This is a genomic window from Staphylococcus sp. MB377, from assembly GCF_001922505.1.
GTDB lineage: Bacteria > Bacillota > Bacilli > Staphylococcales > Staphylococcaceae > Staphylococcus > Staphylococcus haemolyticus.
In genome coordinates, this window is record NZ_MAON01000022.1 from 1 (window position 1) to 24,418 (window position 24,418).

The 24,418-nt window shown below is 33.7% G+C and carries 23 protein-coding genes and 2 pseudogenes; 19 read left to right on the forward strand and 6 right to left on the reverse strand.

Annotated features, from left to right (window positions below; genetic code table 11):
- Both BB045_RS05185 and ptsG read left to right on the forward strand, forming a co-directional pair.
- A partial coding sequence (locus BB045_RS05185) for a transposase (protein ID WP_142236929.1) occupies window positions 1-353 on the forward strand: 353 nt, incomplete at its 5' end.
- Between the two features lie 256 nt (window positions 354-609).
- Window positions 610-2,637, forward strand: a complete 2,028-nt coding sequence (ptsG, locus tag BB045_RS05190) for a glucose-specific PTS transporter subunit IIBC (RefSeq protein ID WP_053025316.1) — start codon at window positions 610-612, stop codon at window positions 2,635-2,637.
- A gap of 174 nt (window positions 2,638-2,811) precedes the next feature.
- On the opposite strand, the pseudogene BB045_RS05195 reads toward ptsG, so the two are convergent.
- Window positions 2,812-3,862, reverse strand: a pseudogene (locus BB045_RS05195) (zinc-dependent alcohol dehydrogenase family protein).
- 204 nt (window positions 3,863-4,066) lie between these two features.
- Here BB045_RS05195 and BB045_RS05200 point away from each other — a divergent pair.
- Together BB045_RS05200 and BB045_RS05205 are read left to right on the forward strand one after the other, a co-directional pair.
- On the forward strand, window positions 4,067-4,471 hold the full coding sequence (locus tag BB045_RS05200; protein WP_070581871.1) for an acyl-CoA thioesterase: 405 nt from the start codon (window positions 4,067-4,069) through the stop codon (window positions 4,469-4,471).
- 20 nt (window positions 4,472-4,491) lie between these two features.
- The gene (locus BB045_RS05205; protein ID WP_070581873.1) at window positions 4,492-4,824 is read left to right on the forward strand and encodes a thioredoxin family protein; all 333 of its coding nucleotides are present in this window, start codon (window positions 4,492-4,494) and stop codon (window positions 4,822-4,824) included.
- Window positions 4,825-4,994: 170 nt separating this feature from the next.
- Here the strand turns inward: BB045_RS05205 and BB045_RS05210 are convergent, their stop codons facing one another.
- Window positions 4,995-5,951 (reverse strand): L-lactate dehydrogenase, encoded by a 957-nt coding sequence (locus tag BB045_RS05210; RefSeq protein WP_070581875.1) that lies wholly within the window; start codon window positions 5,949-5,951, stop codon window positions 4,995-4,997.
- Window positions 5,952-6,114: 163 nt separating this feature from the next.
- Here BB045_RS05210 and BB045_RS05215 point away from each other — a divergent pair, with 163 nt between their 5' ends.
- Window positions 6,115-7,086, forward strand: coding sequence for an alpha/beta hydrolase fold domain-containing protein (locus tag BB045_RS05215; protein WP_075140570.1), 972 nt, complete (start codon window positions 6,115-6,117; stop codon window positions 7,084-7,086).
- 110 nt (window positions 7,087-7,196) lie between these two features.
- Here BB045_RS05215 and BB045_RS05220 read toward each other — a convergent pair whose 3' ends face one another.
- Window positions 7,197-8,111 carry a DMT family transporter gene (locus BB045_RS05220; RefSeq protein ID WP_370863318.1) on the reverse strand — a complete coding sequence of 305 codons (915 nt, stop codon included), beginning with the start codon at window positions 8,109-8,111 and terminating at the stop codon, window positions 7,197-7,199.
- A 114-nt stretch (window positions 8,112-8,225) separates the two neighbouring features.
- Between BB045_RS05220 and BB045_RS05225 the strand changes: the two genes are divergently transcribed.
- Window positions 8,226-9,110, forward strand: coding sequence for an AraC family transcriptional regulator (locus BB045_RS05225; protein WP_075140571.1), 885 nt, complete (start codon window positions 8,226-8,228; stop codon window positions 9,108-9,110).
- A gap of 18 nt (window positions 9,111-9,128) precedes the next feature.
- Here BB045_RS05225 and BB045_RS05230 read toward each other — a convergent pair whose 3' ends face one another.
- Window positions 9,129-9,449, reverse strand: a complete 321-nt coding sequence (locus tag BB045_RS05230) for a hypothetical protein (RefSeq protein WP_053025321.1) — start codon at window positions 9,447-9,449, stop codon at window positions 9,129-9,131.
- 427 nt (window positions 9,450-9,876) lie between these two features.
- Between BB045_RS05230 and pgsB the strand changes: the two genes are divergently transcribed.
- The 10 genes and pseudogenes from pgsB to BB045_RS12400 form a co-directional block, all read left to right on the forward strand.
- The gene (gene pgsB / locus BB045_RS05235) at window positions 9,877-11,034 is read left to right on the forward strand and encodes a poly-gamma-glutamate synthase PgsB (protein WP_075140572.1); all 1,158 of its coding nucleotides are present in this window, start codon (window positions 9,877-9,879) and stop codon (window positions 11,032-11,034) included.
- A gap of 1 nt (window position 11,035) precedes the next feature.
- A complete protein-coding gene (gene pgsC, locus BB045_RS05240) occupies window positions 11,036-11,488 on the forward strand; it encodes a poly-gamma-glutamate biosynthesis protein PgsC (RefSeq protein ID WP_016930802.1) in 453 nt (150 codons plus the stop codon).
- A 23-nt stretch (window positions 11,489-11,511) separates the two neighbouring features.
- Window positions 11,512-12,585: a CapA family protein gene (locus BB045_RS05245; protein ID WP_048667803.1), complete on the forward strand. Its 1,074-nt coding sequence runs from the start codon at window positions 11,512-11,514 to the stop codon at window positions 12,583-12,585.
- Window positions 12,560-12,736 carry a hypothetical protein gene (locus BB045_RS12155; protein ID WP_011274859.1) on the forward strand — a complete coding sequence of 59 codons (177 nt, stop codon included), beginning with the start codon at window positions 12,560-12,562 and terminating at the stop codon, window positions 12,734-12,736. Before BB045_RS05245 ends, BB045_RS12155 begins: the two co-directional genes overlap by 26 nt.
- 1 nt (window position 12,737) lies before the next feature.
- On the forward strand, window positions 12,738-14,333 hold the full coding sequence (locus tag BB045_RS05250; protein WP_075140573.1) for a gamma-glutamyltransferase: 1,596 nt from the start codon (window positions 12,738-12,740) through the stop codon (window positions 14,331-14,333).
- A gap of 386 nt (window positions 14,334-14,719) precedes the next feature.
- Window positions 14,720-16,207: a xylulokinase gene (gene xylB, locus BB045_RS05260; RefSeq protein WP_075140575.1), complete on the forward strand. Its 1,488-nt coding sequence runs from the start codon at window positions 14,720-14,722 to the stop codon at window positions 16,205-16,207.
- A gap of 411 nt (window positions 16,208-16,618) precedes the next feature.
- Window positions 16,619-17,665: a PTS sugar transporter subunit IIC gene (locus BB045_RS05265; protein WP_016930797.1), complete on the forward strand. Its 1,047-nt coding sequence runs from the start codon at window positions 16,619-16,621 to the stop codon at window positions 17,663-17,665.
- Window positions 17,666-17,667: 2 nt separating this feature from the next.
- The gene (locus BB045_RS05270; RefSeq protein ID WP_011274863.1) at window positions 17,668-18,354 is read left to right on the forward strand and encodes a serine dehydratase beta chain; all 687 of its coding nucleotides are present in this window, start codon (window positions 17,668-17,670) and stop codon (window positions 18,352-18,354) included.
- Between the two features lie 13 nt (window positions 18,355-18,367).
- On the forward strand, window positions 18,368-19,264 hold the full coding sequence (sdaAA, locus tag BB045_RS05275) for an L-serine ammonia-lyase, iron-sulfur-dependent, subunit alpha (RefSeq protein WP_011274864.1): 897 nt from the start codon (window positions 18,368-18,370) through the stop codon (window positions 19,262-19,264).
- Between the two features lie 502 nt (window positions 19,265-19,766).
- Window positions 19,767-19,934: pseudogene (locus tag BB045_RS12400) on the forward strand (hypothetical protein); the annotation flags it as partial.
- Window positions 19,935-20,047: 113 nt separating this feature from the next.
- On the opposite strand, the gene BB045_RS05290 reads toward BB045_RS12400, so the two are convergent.
- Entirely contained in the window at window positions 20,048-20,542 is a 495-nt protein-coding gene (locus tag BB045_RS05290) for a GNAT family N-acetyltransferase (RefSeq protein WP_070632524.1), read from the reverse strand.
- Between the two features lie 158 nt (window positions 20,543-20,700).
- On the opposite strand from BB045_RS05290, the gene srtA reads away from it, so the two are divergent.
- Together srtA and BB045_RS05300 are read left to right on the forward strand one after the other, a co-directional pair.
- Window positions 20,701-21,303 carry a class A sortase SrtA gene (srtA, locus tag BB045_RS05295; RefSeq protein ID WP_053025326.1) on the forward strand — a complete coding sequence of 201 codons (603 nt, stop codon included), beginning with the start codon at window positions 20,701-20,703 and terminating at the stop codon, window positions 21,301-21,303.
- Between the two features lie 240 nt (window positions 21,304-21,543).
- The gene (locus BB045_RS05300; protein ID WP_070632521.1) at window positions 21,544-22,341 is read left to right on the forward strand and encodes a Cof-type HAD-IIB family hydrolase; all 798 of its coding nucleotides are present in this window, start codon (window positions 21,544-21,546) and stop codon (window positions 22,339-22,341) included.
- Window positions 22,342-22,401: 60 nt separating this feature from the next.
- Here BB045_RS05300 and BB045_RS05305 read toward each other — a convergent pair whose 3' ends face one another.
- Window positions 22,402-23,394: a D-lactate dehydrogenase gene (locus tag BB045_RS05305; protein WP_053025328.1), complete on the reverse strand. Its 993-nt coding sequence runs from the start codon at window positions 23,392-23,394 to the stop codon at window positions 22,402-22,404.
- Between the two features lie 316 nt (window positions 23,395-23,710).
- On the opposite strand from BB045_RS05305, the gene BB045_RS05310 reads away from it, so the two are divergent.
- Window positions 23,711-24,367: an NAD(P)H-dependent oxidoreductase gene (locus BB045_RS05310; RefSeq protein ID WP_070632519.1), complete on the forward strand. Its 657-nt coding sequence runs from the start codon at window positions 23,711-23,713 to the stop codon at window positions 24,365-24,367.
- Window positions 24,368-24,418: the final 51 nt, after the last annotated feature.

Genomic DNA, 24,418 nt, shown 5'->3' on the forward strand with positions numbered 1-24,418 from the left:
TAGAATTATTTAATACATATCACTACGTTCATGAGCTAAGAAGATTATTAAAAGAAAATCAAATAGAGAAATTTAATCATAAACTCTTTTCTATTCATCTTTCAGATGTGTGTCCTAAATTACGCCCAGTCATTAGAACTTTAAGACGATTAGCAGCTTTCATTGAAAATACTATGACATATTCTAACCTGACCAACGGTCCGTTAGAAGGAATTAATAATAAAATCAAACTCATTAAAAGGTTATCTTTTGGTTATAGAAATTATGATAATTTGCGTAATCGAATTATTATAACTTCGCGACTATTTGCCTCAACAACAAAAAAAGAGATTAAACAACCTAAGGTTGCTTAATCTCAATATTTGGACTCATCAGTCCGATTTGACCTAGAGCCGAATATTTAAATTATAAAAAATGTAAGATATTAGCAAAAAAATATTGAAAACGCTTTATATTATAGGTATAATTAAATTGTTAAAAAAGAACTGCGTGTTACTATTCGATTAGGCATGAGCAGATAAGCTATCATTATTTTTGTCATAAATGATGAGCTTATTTGGTCATGCTTTTTTAATGCGTAAAAAGATACATTGAAAGGATTGAATCAAAATGTTTAAAAAGCTATTTGGACAATTGCAACGAATTGGTAAAGCATTAATGTTACCTGTGGCAATCTTGCCTGCAGCTGGATTATTACTAGCAATTGGAACAGCTTTTCAAGGTGAAGCATTACAGCAATATCTTCCATTTATTAAAAATGGAGTAATTCAAAATATTGCTAGCATGATGACAGGTGCTGGTGGTATTATTTTTGATAACTTACCTATCATTTTTGCACTCGGTGTAGCAATAGGACTAGCAGGTGGAGATGGTGTAGCAGCCATTGCAGCTTTTGTCGGATTTATTATTATGAATAAAACAATGGGAGCATTCTTAAATGTTACGCCAGCACAATTGGAAGACCCATCTAAAGGATTCGCAAATGTTTTAGGCATACCTACACTTCAAACTGGAGTGTTTGGTGGGATTATTATAGGGGCTCTAGCAGCTTGGTGTTATAACAAGTTTTATAATATTTCCTTACCATCGTATTTAGGATTCTTTGCGGGTAAACGTTTTGTGCCGATTATGATGGCAACGACATCGTTTATTTTAGCTTTCCCAATGGCTTGGATTTGGCCATTCATTCAAAATGGATTAAATGCATTTAGTACAGGTTTATTAGATTCTAATACTGGATTGGCAGTATTCTTATTTGGATTTATTAAACGATTACTTATTCCATTTGGTTTACATCATATTTTCCATGCGCCATTTTGGTTTGAATTTGGTTCTTGGAAAAATGCAGCTGGAGAAATTATTCGAGGAGATCAACGTATTTTTATTGAGCAAATACGTGAAGGTGTTCATTTAACTTCAGGTAAATTCATGCAAGGTGAATTTCCTGTTATGATGTTTGGATTACCAGCAGCAGCATTAGCAATTTATCAAACAGCTAAACCTGAGAATAAAAAGGTAGTTGGAGGCTTGATGTTATCAGCAGCTTTAACATCATTCTTAACTGGTATTACTGAACCATTAGAATTTTCATTCTTATTCGTAGCACCATTATTATTCTTTATTCATGCAGTACTTGATGGATTATCATTTTTAACGCTTTATCTACTAAATTTACATCTTGGATATACATTCTCTGGAGGATTCATAGATTTTGTTTTATTAGGTATTCTTCCAAATAAAACACCATGGTGGTTAGTGATTCCGGTAGGATTAGTTTACGCTGTCATTTATTATGTAGTATTTAGATTCTTAATTGTTAAATTCAACTTCAAAACGCCAGGTCGTGAAGATAAACAAGCCTCTGTAGCTAATACATCTGCAAGTAAATTACCATTTGATGTGTTAGATGCAATGGGCGGTAAAGAAAATATCAAGCATTTAGATGCTTGTATTACGCGTTTACGTGTTGAAGTCAATGATAAATCTAAAGTAGACGTTGAAGGACTAAAAGCGCTTGGTGCTTCAGGGGTGCTTGAAGTAGGAAATAATATGCAAGCGATTTTTGGACCTAAATCAGATCAAATTAAACATGATATGGCACGTATTATGAATGGAGACATCACAAAACCTAGTGAAACCACTGTGACTGAAGATACATCAGATGAGCCAGTACAGTTGGAAGAGGTAAAAGAAACTGATATCTATGCACCAGGTACGGGTCATATTATTCCATTATCTGAAGTGCCAGATAAAGTATTCTCAGAAAAAATGATGGGTGACGGTATTGGGTTTGTTCCTGAAAAAGGCGAAATTGTAGCACCATTTGATGGTACAGTTAAAACGATTTTCCCAACGAAACATGCCATCGGTTTAGAATCTGATACAGGAATTGAAGTATTAATTCATATTGGTATCGATACAGTGAAATTGAATGGTGAAGGCTTCGAAAGTTTAGTCGATGTCAATGAACCTGTCACACAAGGTCAACCATTAATGAAAATTAATTTAGCATACTTAAAAGAACATGCGCCAAGTGTTGTCACACCAGTGATTATTACAAATCAGGGTGATAAAACATTAACATTCGATGATGTTGATTCAGTAGATCCTGGTAAACGCATTATGACAATTAAATAATAAAACAAGCCTGGGACATCATATGTGTCTCAGGCTTGTTTTATGTGTTGGCAGTCGATGACTGAATTGAAAAGGTGTTGTCTCAAGGTTTTCAATTCTAATCCTCTTTGCCATGGCGGGGCGACGAATTCAGAAAGAATGCTGTCCCCCTTATTTTTTATTTAATAAACAACATTATTCAGTTATATCATTCTCAATTAATAATTTGATAGCTTTATGATCTGTAGCATTTCTGAATAAATCATAAGCATGTTCAATATCACTTAATTTACTATAATGTGTCATGAGTTGTTCAGGTTGAATGATTTTAGATTTGAGAGCTTCCAACAATTCTTCAGTAGTATTCGCCGAAACTAAACCTGTTGTCACATTGATATTCTTAATCCATAATTTATCGATATCAAATTGTACTGGTAATCCATGAACACCAAAATTAGCGATTGTCCGTCAACACCAATTAACTTTTGACATAAATCAAAGGTTTGTGGAGTACCAACATCTTCAATGGCTACGTCCGCACCACGATGGTTCAATGTTTTTACTTGAGCAACAGCATCTTCAACATTCGTTGAATTAATTGTATGTGTAGCACCTAATTCCTTGGCAGTTGCTAAACGATTATCATCCAAATCGAGCATAATAATTTTAGAAGATGAATAAAATTGTACTGTTGATAATGCAGCTAATCCAACTGGACCTGCACCTACTATCGCAACCGTACTACCTGGTTTAACTTTACCTTTTAAAACACCAATTTCATAACCCGTTGCTAAAATGTCAGAGAGCATAACGAGTGCTTCGTCTGGTAAAGATTCTGGTGCATGGTATAAAGAGTTGTCTGCGAAAGGTACTTTAAAATATTCTGCTTGTGTACCATCTATGAGGTGACCTAATATCCAACCGCCATCTTTTTCACAATGTGCATAAATACCTTTTTTACAGTAGTAACATTTACCACACGACGAGATACAAGAAACAATGACTTTATCTCCAACTTTGAAATTGTTTACACTTTAACCAACTGATTCAACGAAACCAATACCTTCATGGCCAAGTGTTGTGTTTGATGGTACTTCCGATGTATCGACTTTAATAATATGTAGATCAGTACCACAAATCGTGTTTTGACCATTCTAATAATTGCATCTGTACTTTCCGTAATGATTAGCTTCTCTTTATCAATCAGTTTTGCAAAGCCTGGCTTTTCATAAACATAAGCTTTCATATGAATTATTCTCATAAAATATGCGAATATTTTCACAAACACTATACTATGTAAATTTGGTTATGTATTTAATGAAAATAATATATAATAAAATAGACATGTATATAGTACGCTCATTAAATGTTGTATAGTTAAAGTAGATGAAAAATGCATGTAAACGTCGTAGAATATAATTGAATGATGACTTAAAGGAGATTATATTTTATGGAACATGAAGGCTTGTTAGTCGCCGAAAGAGAAATAGAAGTTAACAATTACGATATCGATGCAATGGGGATTGTAAGTAATATCGTCTATATACGCTGGTTTGAAGATTTACGTACAATATTTATTAATGAATATATGACATTTTCAGAAATGATGAAGCAACATATATCGCCAATATTAATGAAGACAGAAATAGAGTATAAAGTTCCAATTACGATACACGATAAACCTGTGGGGCGTTGCTGGTTTGTTAAAGATGGAAGAATGAAATGGGTATTTAAATTCGAAATTACCTCTGGAGATAAAGTGCATTGTATTGGACAGCAAACAGGTGGTTTCTTAGATTTAGAACGTCAAAGAGTAACTAAGATGCCAGAGGTATTTCAAAACTTATTAAAATAAGTGAAAGTATAGGTGAGGATATGGCAAAGCATTTGAGTAATATGGAAGCCTTCCATCAAATTATTAATAATAATCAGTTAGTAGTAGTTCACGTAATGCGGGATCATTGTTCAGTGTGCCATGCAGTATTACCACAAATTGAAGATATTGTAGCATCTTACCCTAATGCAGAACTCGCCGTCATAAATCAATCAGATGTCGAAACCATTGCAGGTGAATTATCTATATTTACTGTACCCGTTGATTTAATCTTTATGAATGGTAAAGAAATGCATCGCCAAGCTCGATTTATAGATATGCAACGATTCGAACATCAGTTGAAATTAATGTATGATAGTTGCTCTGAAACATAAAGTGAGAGCGGGGCCCCAGCAAAGAGAATTTCATAAAGAAATTCTACAAATAAAGCAAGGTGGGGTTTGGGGCCCCAGCAAAGAGAATTTCATAAAGAAATTCTACAAATAAAGCAAGCTGGGGTTACGAATTAATTTCTGTCCCGCTCCTTACGCACTTACTTTTAATATCAGCACATTTGATCAATGATAGCATCGGCTTGTCGCTGATAGTCTAAGATGATATCAGCAGAATGATGTAGCTGTGATAATTCTTCTTTTGAGAGAGCTAATTCAATAATTCGGTCAGCACCATTTCCGTTAATAACGGTAGGTACACCGATATATACATCACTCAATCCATATTCACCGCCAACGTAACTTGAAACATTCATAATGATATTTTTATTAAATAAGATGGCTTCTACGATTCTAACTAGACTTAGTGATATTCCGAAATTGGTTGTGCCTTTTCGAACATAAATATCGTAACCAATTTGAGTTGTACGGTTGGAAATGGAAGTCTTAAATGCTTCTATATTCGTATTAGAAGGTAATAAATCTAACACCGGCTCACCTGCAATTTGTGCGTGTGACCATACTGCGACTTGTGAATCACCATGTTCACCAATAATAGGTGCATAGACTTGATTCGGTGCTACATCGAATTCTCGACTTAAAAAGAATTGGAAACGCGCAGTATCTAAAGAAGTGCCTGAACCAATGATTTTATTTTTAGGAAAATTCGACACTCGTTTAACGACGTAACTCATAATGTCGACGGGATTGGAAGGTAATACAAAGTAGCCATCGAAACCACTATCTACAATACGTTGAATCATTGGTACAAAAATGTCTACATTATCTTCTAGTAGCTTAAGACGTGTTTCACCTTTAGCAAGTTTAGCACTTGCACAAATCACTATAATATCAGCGTCTTTACAGTCTTCATACTGTCCGACATGCACATTTACGAAGTTATCGCCAAATGGAGTCGCATGATTTAAATCCCACACATCTGCTTTAGCCTTATCCTCATCAATATCTATAATTGTCATCTCATCCACTAAACCTTTAGCTACGATTGCATGTGCAAACGCAGATCCTACATAGCCACTTCCAATAAGTACAATTTTATGACGTGCCATAAATCGTTGCCTCCTTTTATAATTTGAAAATTCGGATAATTTATATAAGGATAGCATGTTTTCCTTAAAATGAAAATATTGTTTAACGATAACAGTGTTAATTACTAAATGAATTGTCGTTTAAGGTTTATAATATAGACATGTATAGGAGGTCGTTTAAGCTATGAAAAAAAGTATGATAACCGTAGCAACATCTGCGATAATAGGAACGTTAGCATTTATTAAAGTTAAAGAGAAACGCAGTTACAAAAGTTTTATAACTGAAAAATATATACGAATGTCTGGCATGAAAAAAACGTTTGAAAATGAAGCGGACGCGAAAAAAGCATTGGAAGAAACGAAAGAAATTACAGCTGGAAAATATGGTGGCACTAGTTATGAATTTAAACATGACGTTCGAACAAAAAGTTGGAATGGGTGCGTCACATATATTGTGAATGACCAACGTAACCATCAACAAAAAGTTGTTTTATATATTCATGGTGGTGCATGGTTCCAAGATCCACTAGATAATCATTTTAATTTTATAGATGAACTCGCAGGACAACTTGATGCGAAGGTCATTATGCCGATATATCCTAAAGTACCTCATCGTGATTATCGTACTACATTCGAATTATTAAAACTTATTTATGATAAACAAGCTGCCAAAGTTGAAAGCAGTGAACAGCTTATTGTGATGGGAGATTCTGCAGGCGGACAAATTGCATTGTCATTTGCCGAATATTTAAAAGCAGAAACTACACTTCCACAACCTGGACATATTGTAATGCTATCTCCAGTGTTAGATGGTACGTTAAGCAATCCAGATGCTAAAACGTATGAACGCATTGATCCAATGTTAGGTATAGAAGGTAGTAAATACTTTATAAAATTATGGGCTGGCCAATTACCTATTGAGGACTATAGAATATCGCCAATTAACGGTGACTTAGAAGGATTAGGTCGATTATCCATTTTTATTGGTACAAAGGAAACGTTATACCCTGACGCTTTAAAATTATCCCAAATGCTTAATGATAAAGGTATTGAACATGATTTTATGCCAGGATATAATTTATTCCACATTTATCCTATCTTCCCATTACCAGAAAGACAGAAATTCTTTACACAACTTAAATCAATTATTCTATAAAAATTAAGCGCCGAGGACGAGATGATTACTAAAGTGACACGATGAATTCACGAAGAATTCTGTGCTATTCAGGCTAGTCATCTTTCAATTCCTTGGCGCTACATTATTGATTACATTTCTTCAGGTTGTTTCTTAAGTGACAACATTAAAATTAAAATAAGAATTAATACGATTCCAATGACTTGGACTGATTGGAAAGTAACACCAAGCCATAATGCACTTGTAACAACTGCTATCACTGGTTCAATCGTACCTAATAACGTTGTCTCCTTAGGTGATAAGTATTTAAGACTATCTATAAATAAATAAAATGCGAAAGCAGTCCCAGCGATAATCCCAAAAATTAAATAAATGATTGTAGATGCACTCATGTTGCTAAAGCTAACATCCCATATAGGATGTTTGAAACTCATTGCACAACCTGAAATAATCATTGCCCATCCTACGATTAGAATTGAAGGGAACTTTTCAAGTAAGCCTGTGGCATAAATCGTGTAAAACGCAAGTGCTAAGCCAGAGATAATTCCCCATAACAAACTCGTAGGTGATACGACTAAATGAGAGATAGATCCATTTGTTAAAAGTAGAAAAGTCCCAATTAACGTCATTGTAATGGCTAAAATATCAAAAGGACGAAATACGTCAAGACCACGTATGACGAACCAAATAATGATATAGACTGGTGCAATGTATTGGAGAAGTGTAGCTACTGCGACATTGCCGGTTGCGATGGATGCCATATAAGCGTATTGGACAAAAAGCATCCCGATTAAACTATATATAAACAAATTAACAATTGTTTTGGGCTTCTTAAAAACAATAAACATAGATTGCTTAGGATGTAATAGTTTGTACAGACTCAACAAGAAGATGCCACTTATTAGTAGGCGAGCAGTAACATACCAATCCACTTCAATATCTCGTTGATTAAAGAGTAAGTCGGAAACAGTCCCACCTAATCCCCATAAAGTAGCACCTATAATTGCAAATAATACTCCTTTTAATCTGTGTTGTGTGTGATTCATTGAATGCACCTCCATCTGTATTTTGTTTTATTATAAATCTCATAATATAATGTATATAAATTTGATAATACTCAAATAGTAATTAAAAGTATCAAGATATTGAGGTAGTGCGATATGGTTTCTAAAATTATTATTAATGAAGACTTAGAAGAAAAGATTAATTATCCTGATCGACGTTGGCCACATGTCATTCTACATACATCATTGAGTGAGACATTACTCGGATATATACCTTTACATTGGCATTATGCCTTGCAATTTATGTATGTCACAAACGGTGTGATTAAGGTAAAGTTAGCAGAAAATACATTGGAGATACATGAAGGGGAGGGATTATTTATTAATTCAAACGTTGTACATGAAATTCGTGACGCGAATGAAGGCGCGCGTTTCTATTGCTGGAACATTGGATTGCCCAATGTCACGGAATATATCAATTTTACTTATGTTAGTCGAATTGTTGATCAAGCGCAATCCATTCCATTTATTAAATTAATACCAAAAGATGAAGAAAATGTAAGTTTGTTACGGCGTATTGAGATAGTAGGACATATTTACTTATCACAAAGAGATTATTATCAACTGCAAATTCTTAGCGAATTTTATCAATGTCTAAATCATCTTTTAAATATTTTTAATCAATATGAACAAATCAATCAATATTTCTTTGATCCAAGAGTTAAACAATGTATTGAATACTTACAAAGTCATTATCATAAAAAGGTGCAACTGAGTGAGTTAAGTCATATGGTTCATATGAGCGAAGCGGAGACGATTAAGTTGTTTAAACGATTTGCAGGGGACACGCCATTCAATTTCTTACAAAATTATCGACTAGAGCAGAGTGCTAAGCAACTCATGTATCATCATAAAAATGTGACTGAAGTGGCAATGGATTGTGGATTCTCAACTACAAGTTACTTTATACAAAATTTTAAGCAGAAATATTCACTCACTCCTAAGCAATTTCAAATAAAATATGCAAAGTATTTAAAATAAAATAGGTGCATAGTGTCATCAATCAGATGAGCTTGCACCTACTTTTTCAGTATTTGTATTTGAAATTGTATCATTTGTATTTGAAACGGTTTCTTCTTTGGCAACATCATCACTTGTTGCTGAAGCTTTATTTAACTTTGTATCATTTATGCTTTCGTTAGAATCTTTAGTAACACTATTAATGTGTTGATGGTCTGTGTCTAAAACTGAACTACTCATATCATTGCCTTGTAAGCTACCCACAAGAATCAATACTAAATAGCTTGAACAAACTAATAATACCATTGCTAAATATATGCTAATTGCTATCTTAACAGGTTTAGTCAAAGGTTTACCCATCAGTATCCTCCTAAAGTTGTATCTTTAATTACCTCTAAATTAACATCAGTATTTTAATCTAATGTAAATGCGACGTAAATATTTGATGATTTTTCAAATAACTAGAACTAAATTTAAATTTTAGAAAAATATTTTTAAAATCATTCTTTATTTGTAAAAGTAAAATATTGAATATTTCTAAAAAAATTAATCTTTTTTAATATAATTTTACATTAGATTTACAATGTTAAAACTGACTAAATACGCACATGATAGCATATCCTTATTAGAAGTAATAATTTATTTATTATGTTCATATGAAGCAAGAGCGTTTGGATTTATTAGTCACTTCTATAGAAAATGTTTAAAGACATTTTTGATATACATAGCAATGAAATACGTATTTAGACAACTTAATATTAAAACAATTAAAGAGAGGTACTACACTGTGATTCTCATTATAATTTGTATCGCATTGATTTTATGGCTTGGTATTAAAGAGAAGAATCGCCATACTAATCGACTCAATAAGATTCCAATTAGAATCAACATAAATGGTATTCGTGGTAAATCAACGATTACGAGAATGATTTATAGCGTATTAAGAGAAGACCATTATCATGTTATTGGTAAAACCACAGGCACAGATGCTCGAATGTTGTATTGGTTTACTGACAAGGAATACCCCGTTATTAGAAAACCACAAGGTGCGAATATTGGTGAACAACGTGACATTGTGCGTAAAGTTGTTAAACAAAAAGCTGACTCTTTAGTTAATGAATGTATGGCAGTTAATCCAGACTATCAAATTACTTTTCAAAAAGATTTAGTTAAAGCCAATATAGGCGTTATCGTCAATGTCATGGAAGACCACATGGACGTGCTTGGACCTACACTTCAAGATGTTGCTCAAGCGTTTACTGCAACAATTCCTTACAAAGGGACTTTAATTGTTATGAAAGACGACTATACGAAATTCTTCGCAAAAGAAGCTAAGAAACGTAAAACAAAGTTAATTGTCGTAGATAAAGATGAAGTTCCAGAATCATATTTAAGAAAGTTTCCATATCTCGTCTTCCCAGATAATGTTGCTATTGCATTAGGCGTTGCAGAAGCTGTTGGCGTTGATAAGGAAACTGCATTGAGAGGCATGTTAAATGCACCACCTGATCCTGGTGCGGTTGAAATCAAATACTTTAATGCAAATCGCACACGAAATGTATTTGTTAATGCATTTGCTGCTAATGAACCTCAATCGACAAAAGCTATTTTAAACAAAGTTGAATCTTATAACTATCCATATACGAAAAAAGTAGTGATTTTAAATTGTCGTTCAGATAGGGTAGATAGAACGCGTCAATTTGTTGAAAACTTTATTGATGATGTAGACTTTGACACACTCATTTGTACAGGTAAAAGTACACAAATGGTGACAGACTTAATGCAACACTTACCTGATAAAAAATATCTTAATTTTGAAAACCGTGAGTTCCCAGAAATTGAGAAAGCTATTTTGCAAGAGTCACAAAACGCACTCATATTCTGTGTAGGAAATATTCATGGTCCAGGTGGTAGAATAGCAGAATTTATAGAAGGGATAGAATAAAATGATAGGTTCAGAATTATACTTCTCTCTATTTGTCGGTATTGTATTAAGTTTAATATTTGCCGAGAAATTTGGGATTAATCCAGCAGGACTCGTTGTACCGGGTTATTTAGCACTTATATTCGATCAACCCATCATGTTGTTATCTGTGTTAGTCATTAGTTGTTTAACATTTTTCATAGTTACATATGGTATTAGTAGATGGGTTATTTTGTACGGAAGAAGAAAATTTGCGGCGATGATTTTAACTGGGATGGTACTTAAATTCCTGTTCGACTTGATTTATCCATTGACGCCATTTGAAATGGTTGAAGTGTCTGGTATTGGTGTCGTTATTCCTGGAATCATTGCGAATACAATTCAAAAGCAAGGTGTCGTGATTACGTTATCATCAACGATGTTACTTACATGTATCACGTATGTCATCTTATTCTTATATAGCTTTATTAATTAATCGCGAGCAAGGAGCGCAGAGTAATGAAAAAGAAAAAACGGTTATCAGCGAGCGAATGGTTACTTAAGCAATCGAAACGTCACAAACGTTTCAATTTTAGCTATACACTTATCGTTTTAATTGTGGCACTTGTACTTCTAGTATTCGCTATTAGAGCTGTAAAAGTTGAGCCAGTCGAGGCAATGCCAAGCTCAGGTAATGATTATATTCGTAGTACATATTTAGGCAATATCACATTGAATAAACATTTTCGACAAATGGATCTTAACGAAGTGTTTAAAGGGTTAAAGCAACCACTTCAACAAAGTGACTTTTCAACTGCTTCACTTCTAGTGAGCCATTTCTCAAATGATCCTAAAACGAATATTAAGAAGAATATTGAGAATATTATGTTCTTGAAAAAAGAAAATGTTAAAAGTGTCAATTTAATTAATAATACGATTGATAACGTGCAAGCCCAAGATTTAAGTAAACAAGTGGAAGCACAAACGGATTATAACTTTATGACTGGTAATGGCTCTAACCCAATTAATAGTAAGACGGTGCAACAAACGGTTAAAGGTAAAAAAATAGCTAACGTGTCATTCACTGACGTAGGTTCAAACTATGAAGATCCACTTAAAAATACAACATCTATTAGTTTAGACCCAAAAATATTTGTTCCATTAATCAAAAACTTAAAAGAAAATAACGATTTAGTTGTCGTAAACGTGGATTGGGGTATTACCAATGAACGTAGTGTGACGGATCGTCAAAAAGAATACGCACATGCGCTAGTGAAATCCGGTGCAGATGTAATCATTGGTCATAACTCAGTTGTCCAAAAAGTTGAAAAATATAAAAATGCAAGTATCTTCTATAGTTTAGGTAATTTAACATCAGATTCATTCTTATCTAAAAACCAAAAAGGTATGGTAGTTCAGCACGATTGGAATGGGCAGCATAATAAATTTAGCATTACACCTGTACGTGGTGCAGATGGCAAAATAACGAAAGACAACATGAATAAGATGGAGGCACAACGTTATTACAATAATATAAATGATAAATCAATTCACCTTAAAGAGGAGAATGGAGGATATACCTTTGAATATTAAAAAACATTGGTTAGGTATTGTAACAACGCTCATTATAATTGCAATTCTATTGATGGTGACGTTTGCCAAAGCGAACGAAGGCCTTGATAACTATGAGAAAAATGAATTAAAAGATGCAACGGAGCAATATTTATCTAAAGGGGCCAGTTAGTATGAATATTTATAGTAAAGTGACATTATCAGTCATTTTAGTTATCACCATTTTAATATCATTTGTCTTTTACTACTTTAATAAAGAAGACAGACCTGATAAAGATACATTATTCGAAAATAAAATTGCAGATCATAAATCATCTGGCAGCAATAAAAAATATGGCGTAGCATCTAATAATGCGATTGCCACGCGTGTCGGTAATAAAATTATTGAAGATGGCGGTAATGCAGTAGACGCAGCTATGGGTGTTTCTTATGCGCTAGCGGTATCAGAACCGCATTCGTCAGGTTTAGGTGGCGGTGGTGCCACGCTTATATATAACGGTAATGAAGGCGAAGAACCAAAGATGTACGAATATAAAACGCTATCTTCTTATAATTATAAGAAAGGCGATGAAATTGGTACACCTGGATTTGTGCAAGGTATGCATGATATGCATCAACGAGAAGGTAAAATGGATGAGAAGAAAATTTTTAGTTACGTAGTGCCATTAGCCGAAGATGGCTTCGAAGTTGATTCAGAATTAGAGCGTAGTTTGAAAATCTACGGTTCTGATATCGATCGAAATTCACCTTTCTTCAAAGGAAAACGTACAGTACGTGAAGGCGATGTAGTTAAACAGCCCGCTTTAGCTAAAACACTTAAAGGTATTAGAGATAAGGGGCCTAAATATTTCTATAAGGATATTGCTAAGAGTGTATCTAAACAAATCGGTAGTGAATTAGTTGAGAAAGACTTTTCAACATTTAAAACTGAAGAAAAGAAGCCAGTATCAACTAAATATTTAAATAATACAATATACTCTGCATCAAATCCTTTAGGTGGGGTTTTAATGTTACAAGGTTTAAAAATTGATGAAAGTGCCAATTCAAATAATGATAGAACAGATTATATCAATGGCATTATTAAATCACGTGATGTAATGTACCGAAATAGAGATATTGTTAATGGTCAGGAAGCGAATAATGACTCACACTTATCGGAAAATTATTTATTAGACAATTTAAATAATGTAAATAGTGGCGGTAATGAAATGAATAGTGATTTTGATACATCATTAGATACGACGAGTACAACTCATTTTGTTGTCATTGATAAGAATGGTAAGCTTGCTAGTACTACAAATACATTATCTAGTTTCTTTGGTTCAGGTAAATTTGTTAAACAAGGTTTCTATATGAACAATTCTTTAACAAACTTCTCAAGTGATCCTAATAGTCCGAACTATGGTGGAAAACATAAAGCACCACGTTCTTATACATCACCATCCATTGTTGTTGGTCCGGATTTCTATATGGGTATTGGTACACCAGGTGGAAACAAAATTCCTACCATCTTAAATGAAGTGTTGATTGACTATTTAAGAGGTGACGGTTCCCTACAAGAATCTATTGATAAACCACGTTTTTATAACGATGGTGGTACAGTTTATTATGAGAATGCGACAAGTGATGAAGATATCAATACATTCAAGAGTATGGGATATGGTGTTAAAGAAAAACGTAATGACGCAAACTTTGGTAGTGTTCAAGGCGCAATATATAATAAAAATGATCAAACTGTTGAAATCGGTCAAGATGTTGGTAATAGATAATGGTTTGGTAAAAGCAAAATAATATTTTTGAGAGGCTGGGACAAAATAAAATGTCTCAGCCTACTTTATTATTTTGTCAGTAGATGACTGATTTGAAAATGTGCTTGAATCAACCTTTTTTCAAACCTAGTCATCTTTGACGGGGTAGGACAACGAAATAAATTTTGAGAAAATGTTATTTCTGTCCAACACCTTTTTCTAAATAGGAATAAAGGGAAAAGAATTGAAATCATAGTTTACTATTGAAATTATCATTAAAATCGATATGATAAATATATAGGTTATAGAATTTAATATTAAAATTATATAAAATAAATATATATTGAATTGTTTACATGATATGTAAGATGAGCGCCTCTTATAATGATGGACAAGGTGGAATGGTTATGGAAGATGTAGTATTAGGAATAGACTTAGGTACGAGTGCAGTTAAAATAATAGCTGTTAATCGACAAGGAGAAGTAATTGCTTCAACGAGTGAACCTTTAACATTGATACAAGATCGTGCCGGTTATAGTGAGCAAGATCCTGAAGAATGGTTTAAAGTGGTTAAGAAAGGTATTAAATATATTAATGAAGTGCCTATAATGGCGAATTATACTGTCAAAGGGATCTCGTTCTCAGGACAAATGCATGGTTTGGTGCCATTGAATAGCGAACATAAACCTGTACGTCATGCCATTCTATGGAATGATACCCGTAACTCTGAACAATGTGCGCAAATCAAAGAAGTATATGGTGAAAGATTGAATGGCAATCCTATTCTTGAAGGATTCACACTTCCAAAAATGCTTTGGATGAAACAAAATGAGCCATCACTTTGGGAACAAGTAAGTGTCTTCGTATTGCCTAAGGATTACGTACGCTATTGTTTAACAGGTCATATTCACATGGAATATTCTGATGCAGCCAGCACATTACTATTAAGTCCAAAAACACATGATTGGACTAGAGATGTAGGTGAACGATTAGACATCGGAGATATTTATCCACCTTTAGTACGTTCAACAGAGGAAGTTGGAGTAGTTCGTTCAGAATTAGAACAAGAGCTTGGTTTCAAAGCTCCTGTAAAGGTTTATGCTGGTGGTGGAGATAACGCATGTGGTGCCATTGGTGCAGGAATCATTAATGGTAACGATACGCTTTGTAGTATCGGGACATCAGGTGTCGTACTCAATGTTGAAAGCGAAGGCTACACTGAATACAAGAACAACATACATTTCTTTGATCATAGCGTTCCACAAACATTCTATGCTATGGGCGTAACCTTAGCAGCAGGTTACAGTTTAAATTGGCTTAAACAAACGTTCTTTGAACATGAAAGCTTTGACGATATCGTTAAACAAGCAAGTATCTCAACAATTGGTTCTAACCACTTATTATTCGCACCTTATTTATCAGGCGAACGTACTCCACATGGAGATGCTTTTATAAGAGGCAGTTTTATTGGTATTAGTGGTAGCCATAATAAGGCAGATTTTGCTAGAGCAGTATTAGAGGGTATTACCTTCTCTTTATATGACTCTATACAATTAATGCGAGAAGCTGGTAAAGAGATTACGCATATTACTTCAATTGGTGGAGGTGCGAAAAGTTCATTTTGGTTGCAGATGCAAGCAGATATCTTTAATGCTACAATAAGAAAGTTAAAACACGAAGAGGGTCCTAGTATGGGCGCTGCGATGATTGCAGCATATGGACTGCAATGGTTCGAAAGTTTCGATGAATGTGTAGATAAGTTTATAGATATTGCTCAAACATTTGAACCAGACGCTAAAAGACACGCACAATATGAAGCATATTATAAAGTATATAAAGATATTTATCGTCATACGCATCAATTAACTGAAGCATTATTAAAAATTGAAGATTAATTCAATGATAATAAACTGGAGCAGCAATGGTTGTTCCAGTTTATTATGTTAAAAACTAAATCATTTTAATTTTGCAACAATTTCAAATGTGAGCACTTTGTTATGTAAAGGTTAGTTGTCACGTTAAAGTGAAAATATCAACAAAGAAATGTATACAATTTACCCGAAATTTCAAATAATAAATACGCTGTTGAAAAGGTTTACAAAGTAGCTTTTATTAGTGTAAAATAACACATATTATTTATTTCTTTTCAAAAAATTTAAAACTAAAAATATTTTAACCTCAAAAAGTTTCTAAATGTGATTTATTTCACAATTTTATTTTATTGTCATTGAATATGTCTTGAAATCGTTTTCTTCACGTTGTAGTATGACTATGGTAGTTAAATAAATAGAAAGAGGTTTTGGGGAATGAATATCATTTTAGGAGTAGGAACACTCGTATTAGTGCTTATCGTTATGACGCTATTCTTAAACTTTGCGCCATACGGTAAACAAGGACTACAAGCTTTATCAGGAGCTGCTTGTGCAACTTTCTTACCACAAGCATTCCTAAGTTACGCTATTGGTGGCGTATTCCATATCGAGTTTTTACAAACAATAGGAGATTTGGCAGGAAGCCTTGCAGGTGTTGCAGTAGGTATCTTAACTGGCTTGAAAATGGGCATCTCACCTGTTTTTGCAGTAATCATAGGACTAGTATTACACGACTTTAAATTATTACCAGCATTTATAGCAGCGTATATTATTTCATTCGGTATTAAATTTATCGAGAAAAAAGTCCCAGAAGGGTTGGACTTAATTGCTGTGATTTTAATTGCTCCAGCACTTGTATTTGGCTTAGCTACAGTTATTAGCCCAGGGGTTATGGCTGTATTAACTCAAATCGGTGGTGCAGTTACATCAGTAGGAGACAGCAATCCATACGCATTAGCAATTATTTTAGGATTAGTAATTCCAGTAACGGGTATGACACCACTAAGTTCAATGGTATTAACTAGCTTATTAGGACTAACTGGTATACCAATGGCTATCGGTGCTTTAACATGTACTGGTTCATCATTTGTTAACTATGTATTATTTAGCAGACTTAATATTGGCGGAAGTAAATCAAAAGCATTCGCAGTATTTGTTGAACCATTAACACAAATCGATTTAATCGCAAAATACCCTCTACAATTATATGGTACGAACGCAATTATCGGTGTTGTAAACGCTTGTATCGTTACATTCAGCGGACTCGTAATCGGTGTTAAAGGTATGGCAACACCAATTGCAGGTGCAATCGTCTTATTCGGATTTAACGATGCTACAAAATCAATAATTACAATCATCGTCGTTGCAGTTGTAAGTGTGGTATTAGCATTTATCTTCAGTACGTTAATTAAAAAATTCAACCTAATGAATATGAGCATAAAATTGCCTAGCAAACAGAAACAACCTAAGGAGAGTGTTTAATTATGGCTACTAAAAAAAGCTACGATTATCAAAGTGCATTTGATATTATTGGCCCTGTAATGATGGGACCTTCAAGTTCTCATACAGCAGGTGCAGTTAAAATTGGCAACGCTGCTTATGCAGTATTAGGTGGTATGCAGCCAGATAAATTAACAATTCATTATTACGAATCCTTTGCTCAAACTCATCAAGGACACGGTACAGATTTAGCTATCGTTGGTGGTGCAATGGGCTATAGCACATTCGATAGTCGTATTAAGAGTTCATTAGCAATCGCTAAAGATCAAAACATTGAAGTAAATATTATCGAAGAAGAAGGCGACAGTATTGGTGAGCATCCTAACTGTGCGTATCTTGTTGCAGAAGGAAATGGTCGTCACATCGAAGTAATTGGTAACTCAATTGGTGGCGGTACGATTAAATTAAAACGCATCAGTGTAGAAGGACTAGACATTGATTTTAACTATGGTTTACCTATCTTAGAAATGGATGGAGCGGCAAATAAATCAGAAGTTAATCACTTTATCAATGATGTGAATGAACTTGGTGCAGACATTAAAGAGGAAATGACACAAACGGGCGATAATTTTAGTTTAGCAGTATTACCACTAAACAAAGCATTATCTGAATCAACGTTAGATCAAATTAAAGAAAAATATAGTCACTTAAATATATCCTATATTAAATAGAGGGGGATTAAAGATGTTTGATTCAATTAGAGAAACTATAGACTACGCAGTCGAAAATAAAATGTCTTTTGCAGATATTATGATTCAAGAAGAGATGGAACTTTCAGGCAAGACGCGTGACGAAGTTAGAGAAACAATGAAACAAAATTTAGACGTCATGAGAGATGCCGTAATTAAAGGATCAACTGGCGAAGGTGTTAAAAGTGTAACAGGTTATACTGGCCAAGATGCCATTAAACTTGCTAAATATAACGAGAATAATCATGCCTTATCAGGACATGAAATGGTTGAAGCAGTTAAAGGTGCGGTTGCTACTAATGAAGTAAACGCAGCTATGGGTATCATTTGTGCAACTCCAACAGCTGGATCCTCCGGAACGATTCCGGGCGTATTATTTAAATTAGAAAAAACACATGACCTTACAGAAGAACAAATGATTGATTTCTTATTCGTTTCATCATTATTTGGTCGCGTTGTTGCTAACAATGCAAGTGTTGCAGGTGCTACAGGAGGTTGCCAAGCAGAAGTAGGTTCAGCTTCAGCAATGGCAGCAGCAGCTGCAGTATCAATCTTCGGTGGCGAACCGGAAGCATCTGGACACGCTATGGCATTAGCGATTAGTAATTTACTTGGTCTAGTTTGTGACCCAGTAGCAGGTTTAGTAGAGATTCCATGTGTAATGCGTAATGCAATTGGTTCTGGTAATGCATTAATTTCTGCAGACTTAGCATTAGCTGGTGTTGAAAGTAGAATTCCAGTAGATGAAGTTATTGAAGCTATGGATAAAGTAGGACGTGGCTTACCAGCTGAATTAAGAGAAACAGGACTTGGTGGTTTAGCAGGTACACCAACAGGAGAAGCAATTAAACGTAAAATCTTTGGTGAAGCTGAAGTTAATAGCTTTTCATAATATAATTGAAATTAGAAGCCATTCTTGAATGTCAATATGACATTTAAGAATGGCTTTTTTAATACTTATGACAGATTTATCATTTTGGCAGTAGCTATCTGGTTTGAAAATGCACTTGAATCAAGTATTTTTAAATCTAGTCGGGGCCCCAGCAAAGAGAAATTCATAAAGAAATTCTACAAGCTAAGCAAGCTGGGGTTTGGGGCCCCAGCAAAGAGAATTTTATAAAGAAATTCTACAAGCTAAGCAAGTTGGGGTTTGGGGCCCCAGCAAAGAGAATTTTATAAAGAAATTCTACAAGCTAAGCAAGCTGGGGTTTGGGGCCCCAGCAAAGAGAAATTCATAAAGAAATTCTACAAGCTAAGATAGCTGGGGTTAAAACGAAATAAACTTTGAGAAAACATCAGATATGTTCTACTTCCATTTATTTATCAGAAAATTTAAAAAAGTTATTGCAAAATTTCACTAATACGTTTAAAATAGCCGAAAAGGGGATGATGATATGCTAAGGTTATGTATCATCTTTTTTATATTCGTGACTAACACAACCATTACACAGTTATGGACAGTTGAGGGAACATGGGAGAATCTCTTATTACAATCGATGTCACTAAGTATGATTATTGTATTCCTGTTTTATTATGTGGGTTTTGTAATTGCGGAGAAAAAGAGGAAACAAATAGAAACTTTATTTAAGAAAGAATTCTTTCATGAGAAGGAAGACTTTTTTGAAAAAGACGATAAAAGAAAAGTAAGTGAGTAAAAGGGGCTCACTTACTTTTTTTATTTGTCATGCAAATCATATTGGTAAAAAGCAAGATCTAACCAGCTATCAAATTTGTAGCCAACATTTTGAATGGTACCTGCATGTTTGAAGTTAAACTTTTCATGTAATTTGATGCTGCTATCATTGGAAGCATCGATACCAGCTACAATAGTACGATAATTTCTAGTTCTGGCATCTTCAATAAGATGTTGTAATAATTGAGAAGCAATGCCTTTGCCTCGATTTGATTTATCTACGTAAATCGAATGTTCAATAGAATATAAGTAAGCCGGCCAGTTTCTAAATTGACCGTAAGTTGCAAAACCAACAGCCTTGCCAGCTTGTTCAAATACAAATATAGGTTCATTTGCTTTATTCTTCATGTCGAACCAAGCTTTACGTTCATCTAAAGTTTGAATATCGTATGTGTAAACAGCTGTAGTATGCAATATTGCATCATTATAGATTGATAGTATTGCCGGTAAATCTTCAATTTTTGCTTCTCTAATCATTATGGCACCTACTTTTCTAAGTTTGTATCAGTTTAAAACGAGATTTCAATTGTTGCAACTATATGTAATTAAATATGACACGATAAATTAAATTAAACTTACGAAATAAACATGATATACTATGACCTAAGAAAGTCACGTTAAAGGAGTAATACATAATGAAGAATTGGATTAATCGATTGATGACGATACTTGGTGTCATACTCATCTTAGTAGCAGTGTATCTATTTGCTAAACCACATATCGATAATTATTTACATGAAAAAGATAACGACAACAAAATAGAACAATATGATAAACAGGATAAGTCTAGCAATAAACAAACACCAACCATTCCTAAGGATAAAACTAAAATGGCAGGGTATATATCAGTGCCAGATGCAGAGATTAAAGAACCCGTGTATCCTGGACCAGCGACACCAGAACAGTTAAATCGTGGTGTAAGTTTCGCTGAGAAAGATGAATCGCTAAGTGATCAAAATATATCAATTGCAGGTCATACATTTACCGATAGACCACATTACCAATTCACAAACTTAAAAGCAGCTAAAAAAGGTAGCAAAGTATACTTCAAGATAGGAAAAGAAACACGCGAATATAAAATGACTAGTATACGTGATGTTAATCCAGACGAAGTTGAAGTATTGGACGAACACAAAGGTGAAAAGAATCAATTAACATTAATTACTTGTGACGATTACAATGAGCAAACCGGTATTTGGGAAAAACGTAAAATCTTTGTGGCGAAACAAGTTAAATAAATAATAAACACCAATCGTTACATAAAACATAAATGCTAAGTCATTAGGAGTGATACAAGACATCCCATGTAGATCTTGTGTCACTCCTTTAAATTTAGCATTAGAAATAATCATGCTATTTTTATTAATTGTATTTAATTCCAGAATGTGAATATAGTTTCATCATGTTAGTGTGAACTTCAACCCTAATTAGATGACATATATAATAAATGTGAATACAACGGACTAGGGGGATTGCACATGGTTAAAGCTATTGCAGTAGATATGGATGGTACATTTTTAGATTCTAAGAAGAATTATGATAAAGACCGTTTTGAGAAGATATTTAAAGCATTGAAAGAACGCAATATAGAATTCATTGCTGCAAGTGGAAATCAATTTGCTAAATTACAATCTATATTCGGAGAAAGAGATATGTTCTTTATTTCTGAAAATGGTGCAGTTATTTACAGAGGTGAAGATTTATATAATTATCGTAGCTTCAATCAAACAGACTACAAAGAAGTTGTTGATTATTTAAATATTGATAGAAATATTAAAGAATTTATTGTTTGCGGATTAAAGAGTGCCTATATATTGAAAGACACGAGTGAAGCATTTAAGGAAGATGCGCATTTCTACTATCATCAGTTGGAGGAAATTGATTCTTTTCAACCATTACCGGATGATGAATATGTCAAGATTGCGTTAAATATTAATCGAGATATGCATTCAACACTTGATACTGATTTAGAGGAAAAGTTTAACAATACTATTAAACTCGTATCGAGTGGACATGATAGTATTGATATTATTATGCCTAATATGACAAAAGGGCAAGCACTTCAACGTTTATTGGATGAGTGGCATATGTCTGCTTCTGATTTGATGGCATTTGGAGATGCTAACAATGATAAGGACATGCTTGAATTAGCCGAGCACAGTTATGTAATGGCTAATAGTCATGATGAAACACTATTTGAAGTTGCCAAGGCAGTTGCTCCAAGTAATGATGAGCAAGGGGTATTACAGATTATCGAGCAAGAAGTATTGAAATAGCTTAAAAAAGGAGAACTCTCAATTTTGAGAATTCTCCTTTTTAATTATTAAACACATATCTTAGTTTAATTGAGTTTCACATTTACCAGTATTAATAACTGATAATGCTGCGTTTAATCCGCCTTCAACTAAATTTCTCACAGCTTCATCAGAGAAGAATGCGATATGTGGAGTGACCAAAATGTTTTCATGTTTAATTAATTCTAATAACGTTTCATCTTCGATCTCTTTACCTGTCCAGTCATATGTGAAGTAATCAGCTTCATTTTCATATGTGTCAATGGCAGCACCATATAAAGTACCATCATTTACAGCATTAATTAAAGCTGGTGTATCAATAACAGCACCACGAGCTGCGTTTACTAATACAGCGCCTTTTTTCACTTTGCTAAACATGTCAGCATTGAATAAGTGGAAGCTTTCTTTGTTAGCAGGTACATGTAAAGAAATGATATCAGCATCGGCAATTGCTTCTTCAACTGAATCTTTATATTCTAAGAAATCTAATGAGTTGTTTGGATATGCATCATAGCCTACTACTTTTGCACCAAAACCAGCATAAATTTTACCAGTTGCAGCACCAATACGACCTGTACCGATAATTGCAACAGTCATGTTTTTAACAGGTGTAGACATGATAGGTGCAGCCCATTTGAAATTATGTTCTTGAACACGTTTTTCAATCGCAGGGAAGCGACGAACTAATTGTAAAGCGATAGAAACTGAATATTCAGCAATAGTTTCTGGTGAATAACTAGGTACATTTGAAATGATAATGCCATGTTTTTTAGCTAACTCTAAATCGTACATGTCGAAACCAGCAGTACGTTGAGCAATTTGTTTAATACCATATTCTTCAAGTTTAGGATAAACAGAGTCTGCTAATTTACCAAATTGCATTGTAGTAACACCATCGAAACCTTTAGCTAAATCAACTGTGTCTTCACTTAAAATTTCTTCAGTTGTAACAACTTCAACATTGTTCGCTTTACCCCAGTTTAAAGCGTCATTTTTCTCGTAATCACGAGTTCCATAAAACATAATTTTTGTCATTTTAATAACCTCACTTCATTTTGTATGAATTTATAATTAATAAATAAGTTTTCTTAAGTTGTCTATAGAAATGTGAATATTAATAGGAATAATGATTTGAAACATCTCTATTACTTAACTTACAAATACATTATATTGTGAATTTATTCACAAATCAATAGGAAATACGAAATTTATTTTTCGATTGTTAAAAAATCACATAAAAATAGTAAATTTACATTTATTTTTTAATGATAACTTTTGTAAGCGTATAACTTTAGGCTAAAGGAAATGTACTTTATAATCAAATTAGTACTATCTAAGGAGGATATATTTCATGAGTTCAATGCAAGAGACAATAATCAATGCTTTTAATTTTAGACATGCAACAAAGGAATTTGATCCTAAAAAGAAAGTCAGTGACTCAGACTTCCACACAATATTAGAAACAGGTCGTTTATCACCTAGTTCACTGGGATTGGAACCTTGGCGTTTTGTTGTTATTGAGAATGAAGATTTAAAAGAAAAATTAAAACCATATAGTTGGGGAGCACAAAAGCAATTAAATACAGCAAGTCGTTTCGTTATTATTCTTGCACGCAAAAATGTCACTGCAGATTCAGAATACGTACAACATATAATTCGAGATATTAAAAAATACGAAGAAAGTACGATTCCAGCAGTTGAAGATAAATTTAATAATTTCCAAACGAATTTCCATATTAACGATACTGAGCGAACATTATTAGACTGGGCAAGTAAACAAACTTACATTTCATTAGCTAACATGATGACCACTGCAGCATTATTAGGAATTGATTCATGTCCTATGGAAGGATTTGATTTAGATAAAGTTACTGAAATCTTAGCTGAAGAAAATGTTATCGATACAGAACATTTCGCACCATCTGTTATGGTTGCATTTGGTTATCGAAAAGAAGAACCAAAAGATAAAGTTCGTCAACCCGCTGAAGATGTTATTGAATGGATTTAATATAGAATCAAAAAGGAGAGCAAAGACTCTCTTTTATATTATCCATAAGTG

Bases quoted from the DNA above. Each gene is read 5' to 3' on its own strand.
- BB045_RS05270 (WP_011274863.1), top strand. From the start codon at position 17,668: ATGGCTACTAAAAAAAGCTACGATTATCAAAGTGCATTTGATATTATT.
- BB045_RS05200 (WP_070581871.1), top strand. From the start codon at position 4,067: ATGGAACATGAAGGCTTGTTAGTCGCCGAAAGAGAAATAGAAGTTAAC.
- BB045_RS05290 (WP_070632524.1), bottom strand. From the start codon at position 20,542: ATGATTAGAGAAGCAAAAATTGAAGATTTACCGGCAATACTATCAATC.
- BB045_RS05230 (WP_053025321.1), bottom strand. From the start codon at position 9,449: ATGGGTAAACCTTTGACTAAACCTGTTAAGATAGCAATTAGCATATAT.
- BB045_RS05245 (WP_048667803.1), top strand. From the start codon at position 11,512: ATGAAAAAGAAAAAACGGTTATCAGCGAGCGAATGGTTACTTAAGCAA.
- sdaAA (WP_011274864.1), top strand. From the start codon at position 18,368: ATGTTTGATTCAATTAGAGAAACTATAGACTACGCAGTCGAAAATAAA.
- ptsG (WP_053025316.1), top strand. From the start codon at position 610: ATGTTTAAAAAGCTATTTGGACAATTGCAACGAATTGGTAAAGCATTA.
- BB045_RS05210 (WP_070581875.1), bottom strand. From the start codon at position 5,951: ATGGCACGTCATAAAATTGTACTTATTGGAAGTGGCTATGTAGGATCT.
- xylB (WP_075140575.1), top strand. From the start codon at position 14,720: ATGGAAGATGTAGTATTAGGAATAGACTTAGGTACGAGTGCAGTTAAA.
- BB045_RS05220 (WP_370863318.1), bottom strand. From the start codon at position 8,111: ATGAATCACACACAACACAGATTAAAAGGAGTATTATTTGCAATTATA.
- BB045_RS05300 (WP_070632521.1), top strand. From the start codon at position 21,544: ATGGTTAAAGCTATTGCAGTAGATATGGATGGTACATTTTTAGATTCT.
- BB045_RS05205 (WP_070581873.1), top strand. From the start codon at position 4,492: ATGGCAAAGCATTTGAGTAATATGGAAGCCTTCCATCAAATTATTAAT.
- BB045_RS05305 (WP_053025328.1), bottom strand. From the start codon at position 23,394: ATGACAAAAATTATGTTTTATGGAACTCGTGATTACGAGAAAAATGAC.
- BB045_RS05265 (WP_016930797.1), top strand. From the start codon at position 16,619: ATGAATATCATTTTAGGAGTAGGAACACTCGTATTAGTGCTTATCGTT.
- BB045_RS05250 (WP_075140573.1), top strand. From the start codon at position 12,738: ATGAATATTTATAGTAAAGTGACATTATCAGTCATTTTAGTTATCACC.
- srtA (WP_053025326.1), top strand. From the start codon at position 20,701: ATGAAGAATTGGATTAATCGATTGATGACGATACTTGGTGTCATACTC.
- BB045_RS05225 (WP_075140571.1), top strand. From the start codon at position 8,226: ATGGTTTCTAAAATTATTATTAATGAAGACTTAGAAGAAAAGATTAAT.
- BB045_RS05310 (WP_070632519.1), top strand. From the start codon at position 23,711: ATGAGTTCAATGCAAGAGACAATAATCAATGCTTTTAATTTTAGACAT.
- pgsC (WP_016930802.1), top strand. From the start codon at position 11,036: ATGATAGGTTCAGAATTATACTTCTCTCTATTTGTCGGTATTGTATTA.
- BB045_RS05215 (WP_075140570.1), top strand. From the start codon at position 6,115: ATGAAAAAAAGTATGATAACCGTAGCAACATCTGCGATAATAGGAACG.
- BB045_RS12155 (WP_011274859.1), top strand. From the start codon at position 12,560: ATGGAGGATATACCTTTGAATATTAAAAAACATTGGTTAGGTATTGTA.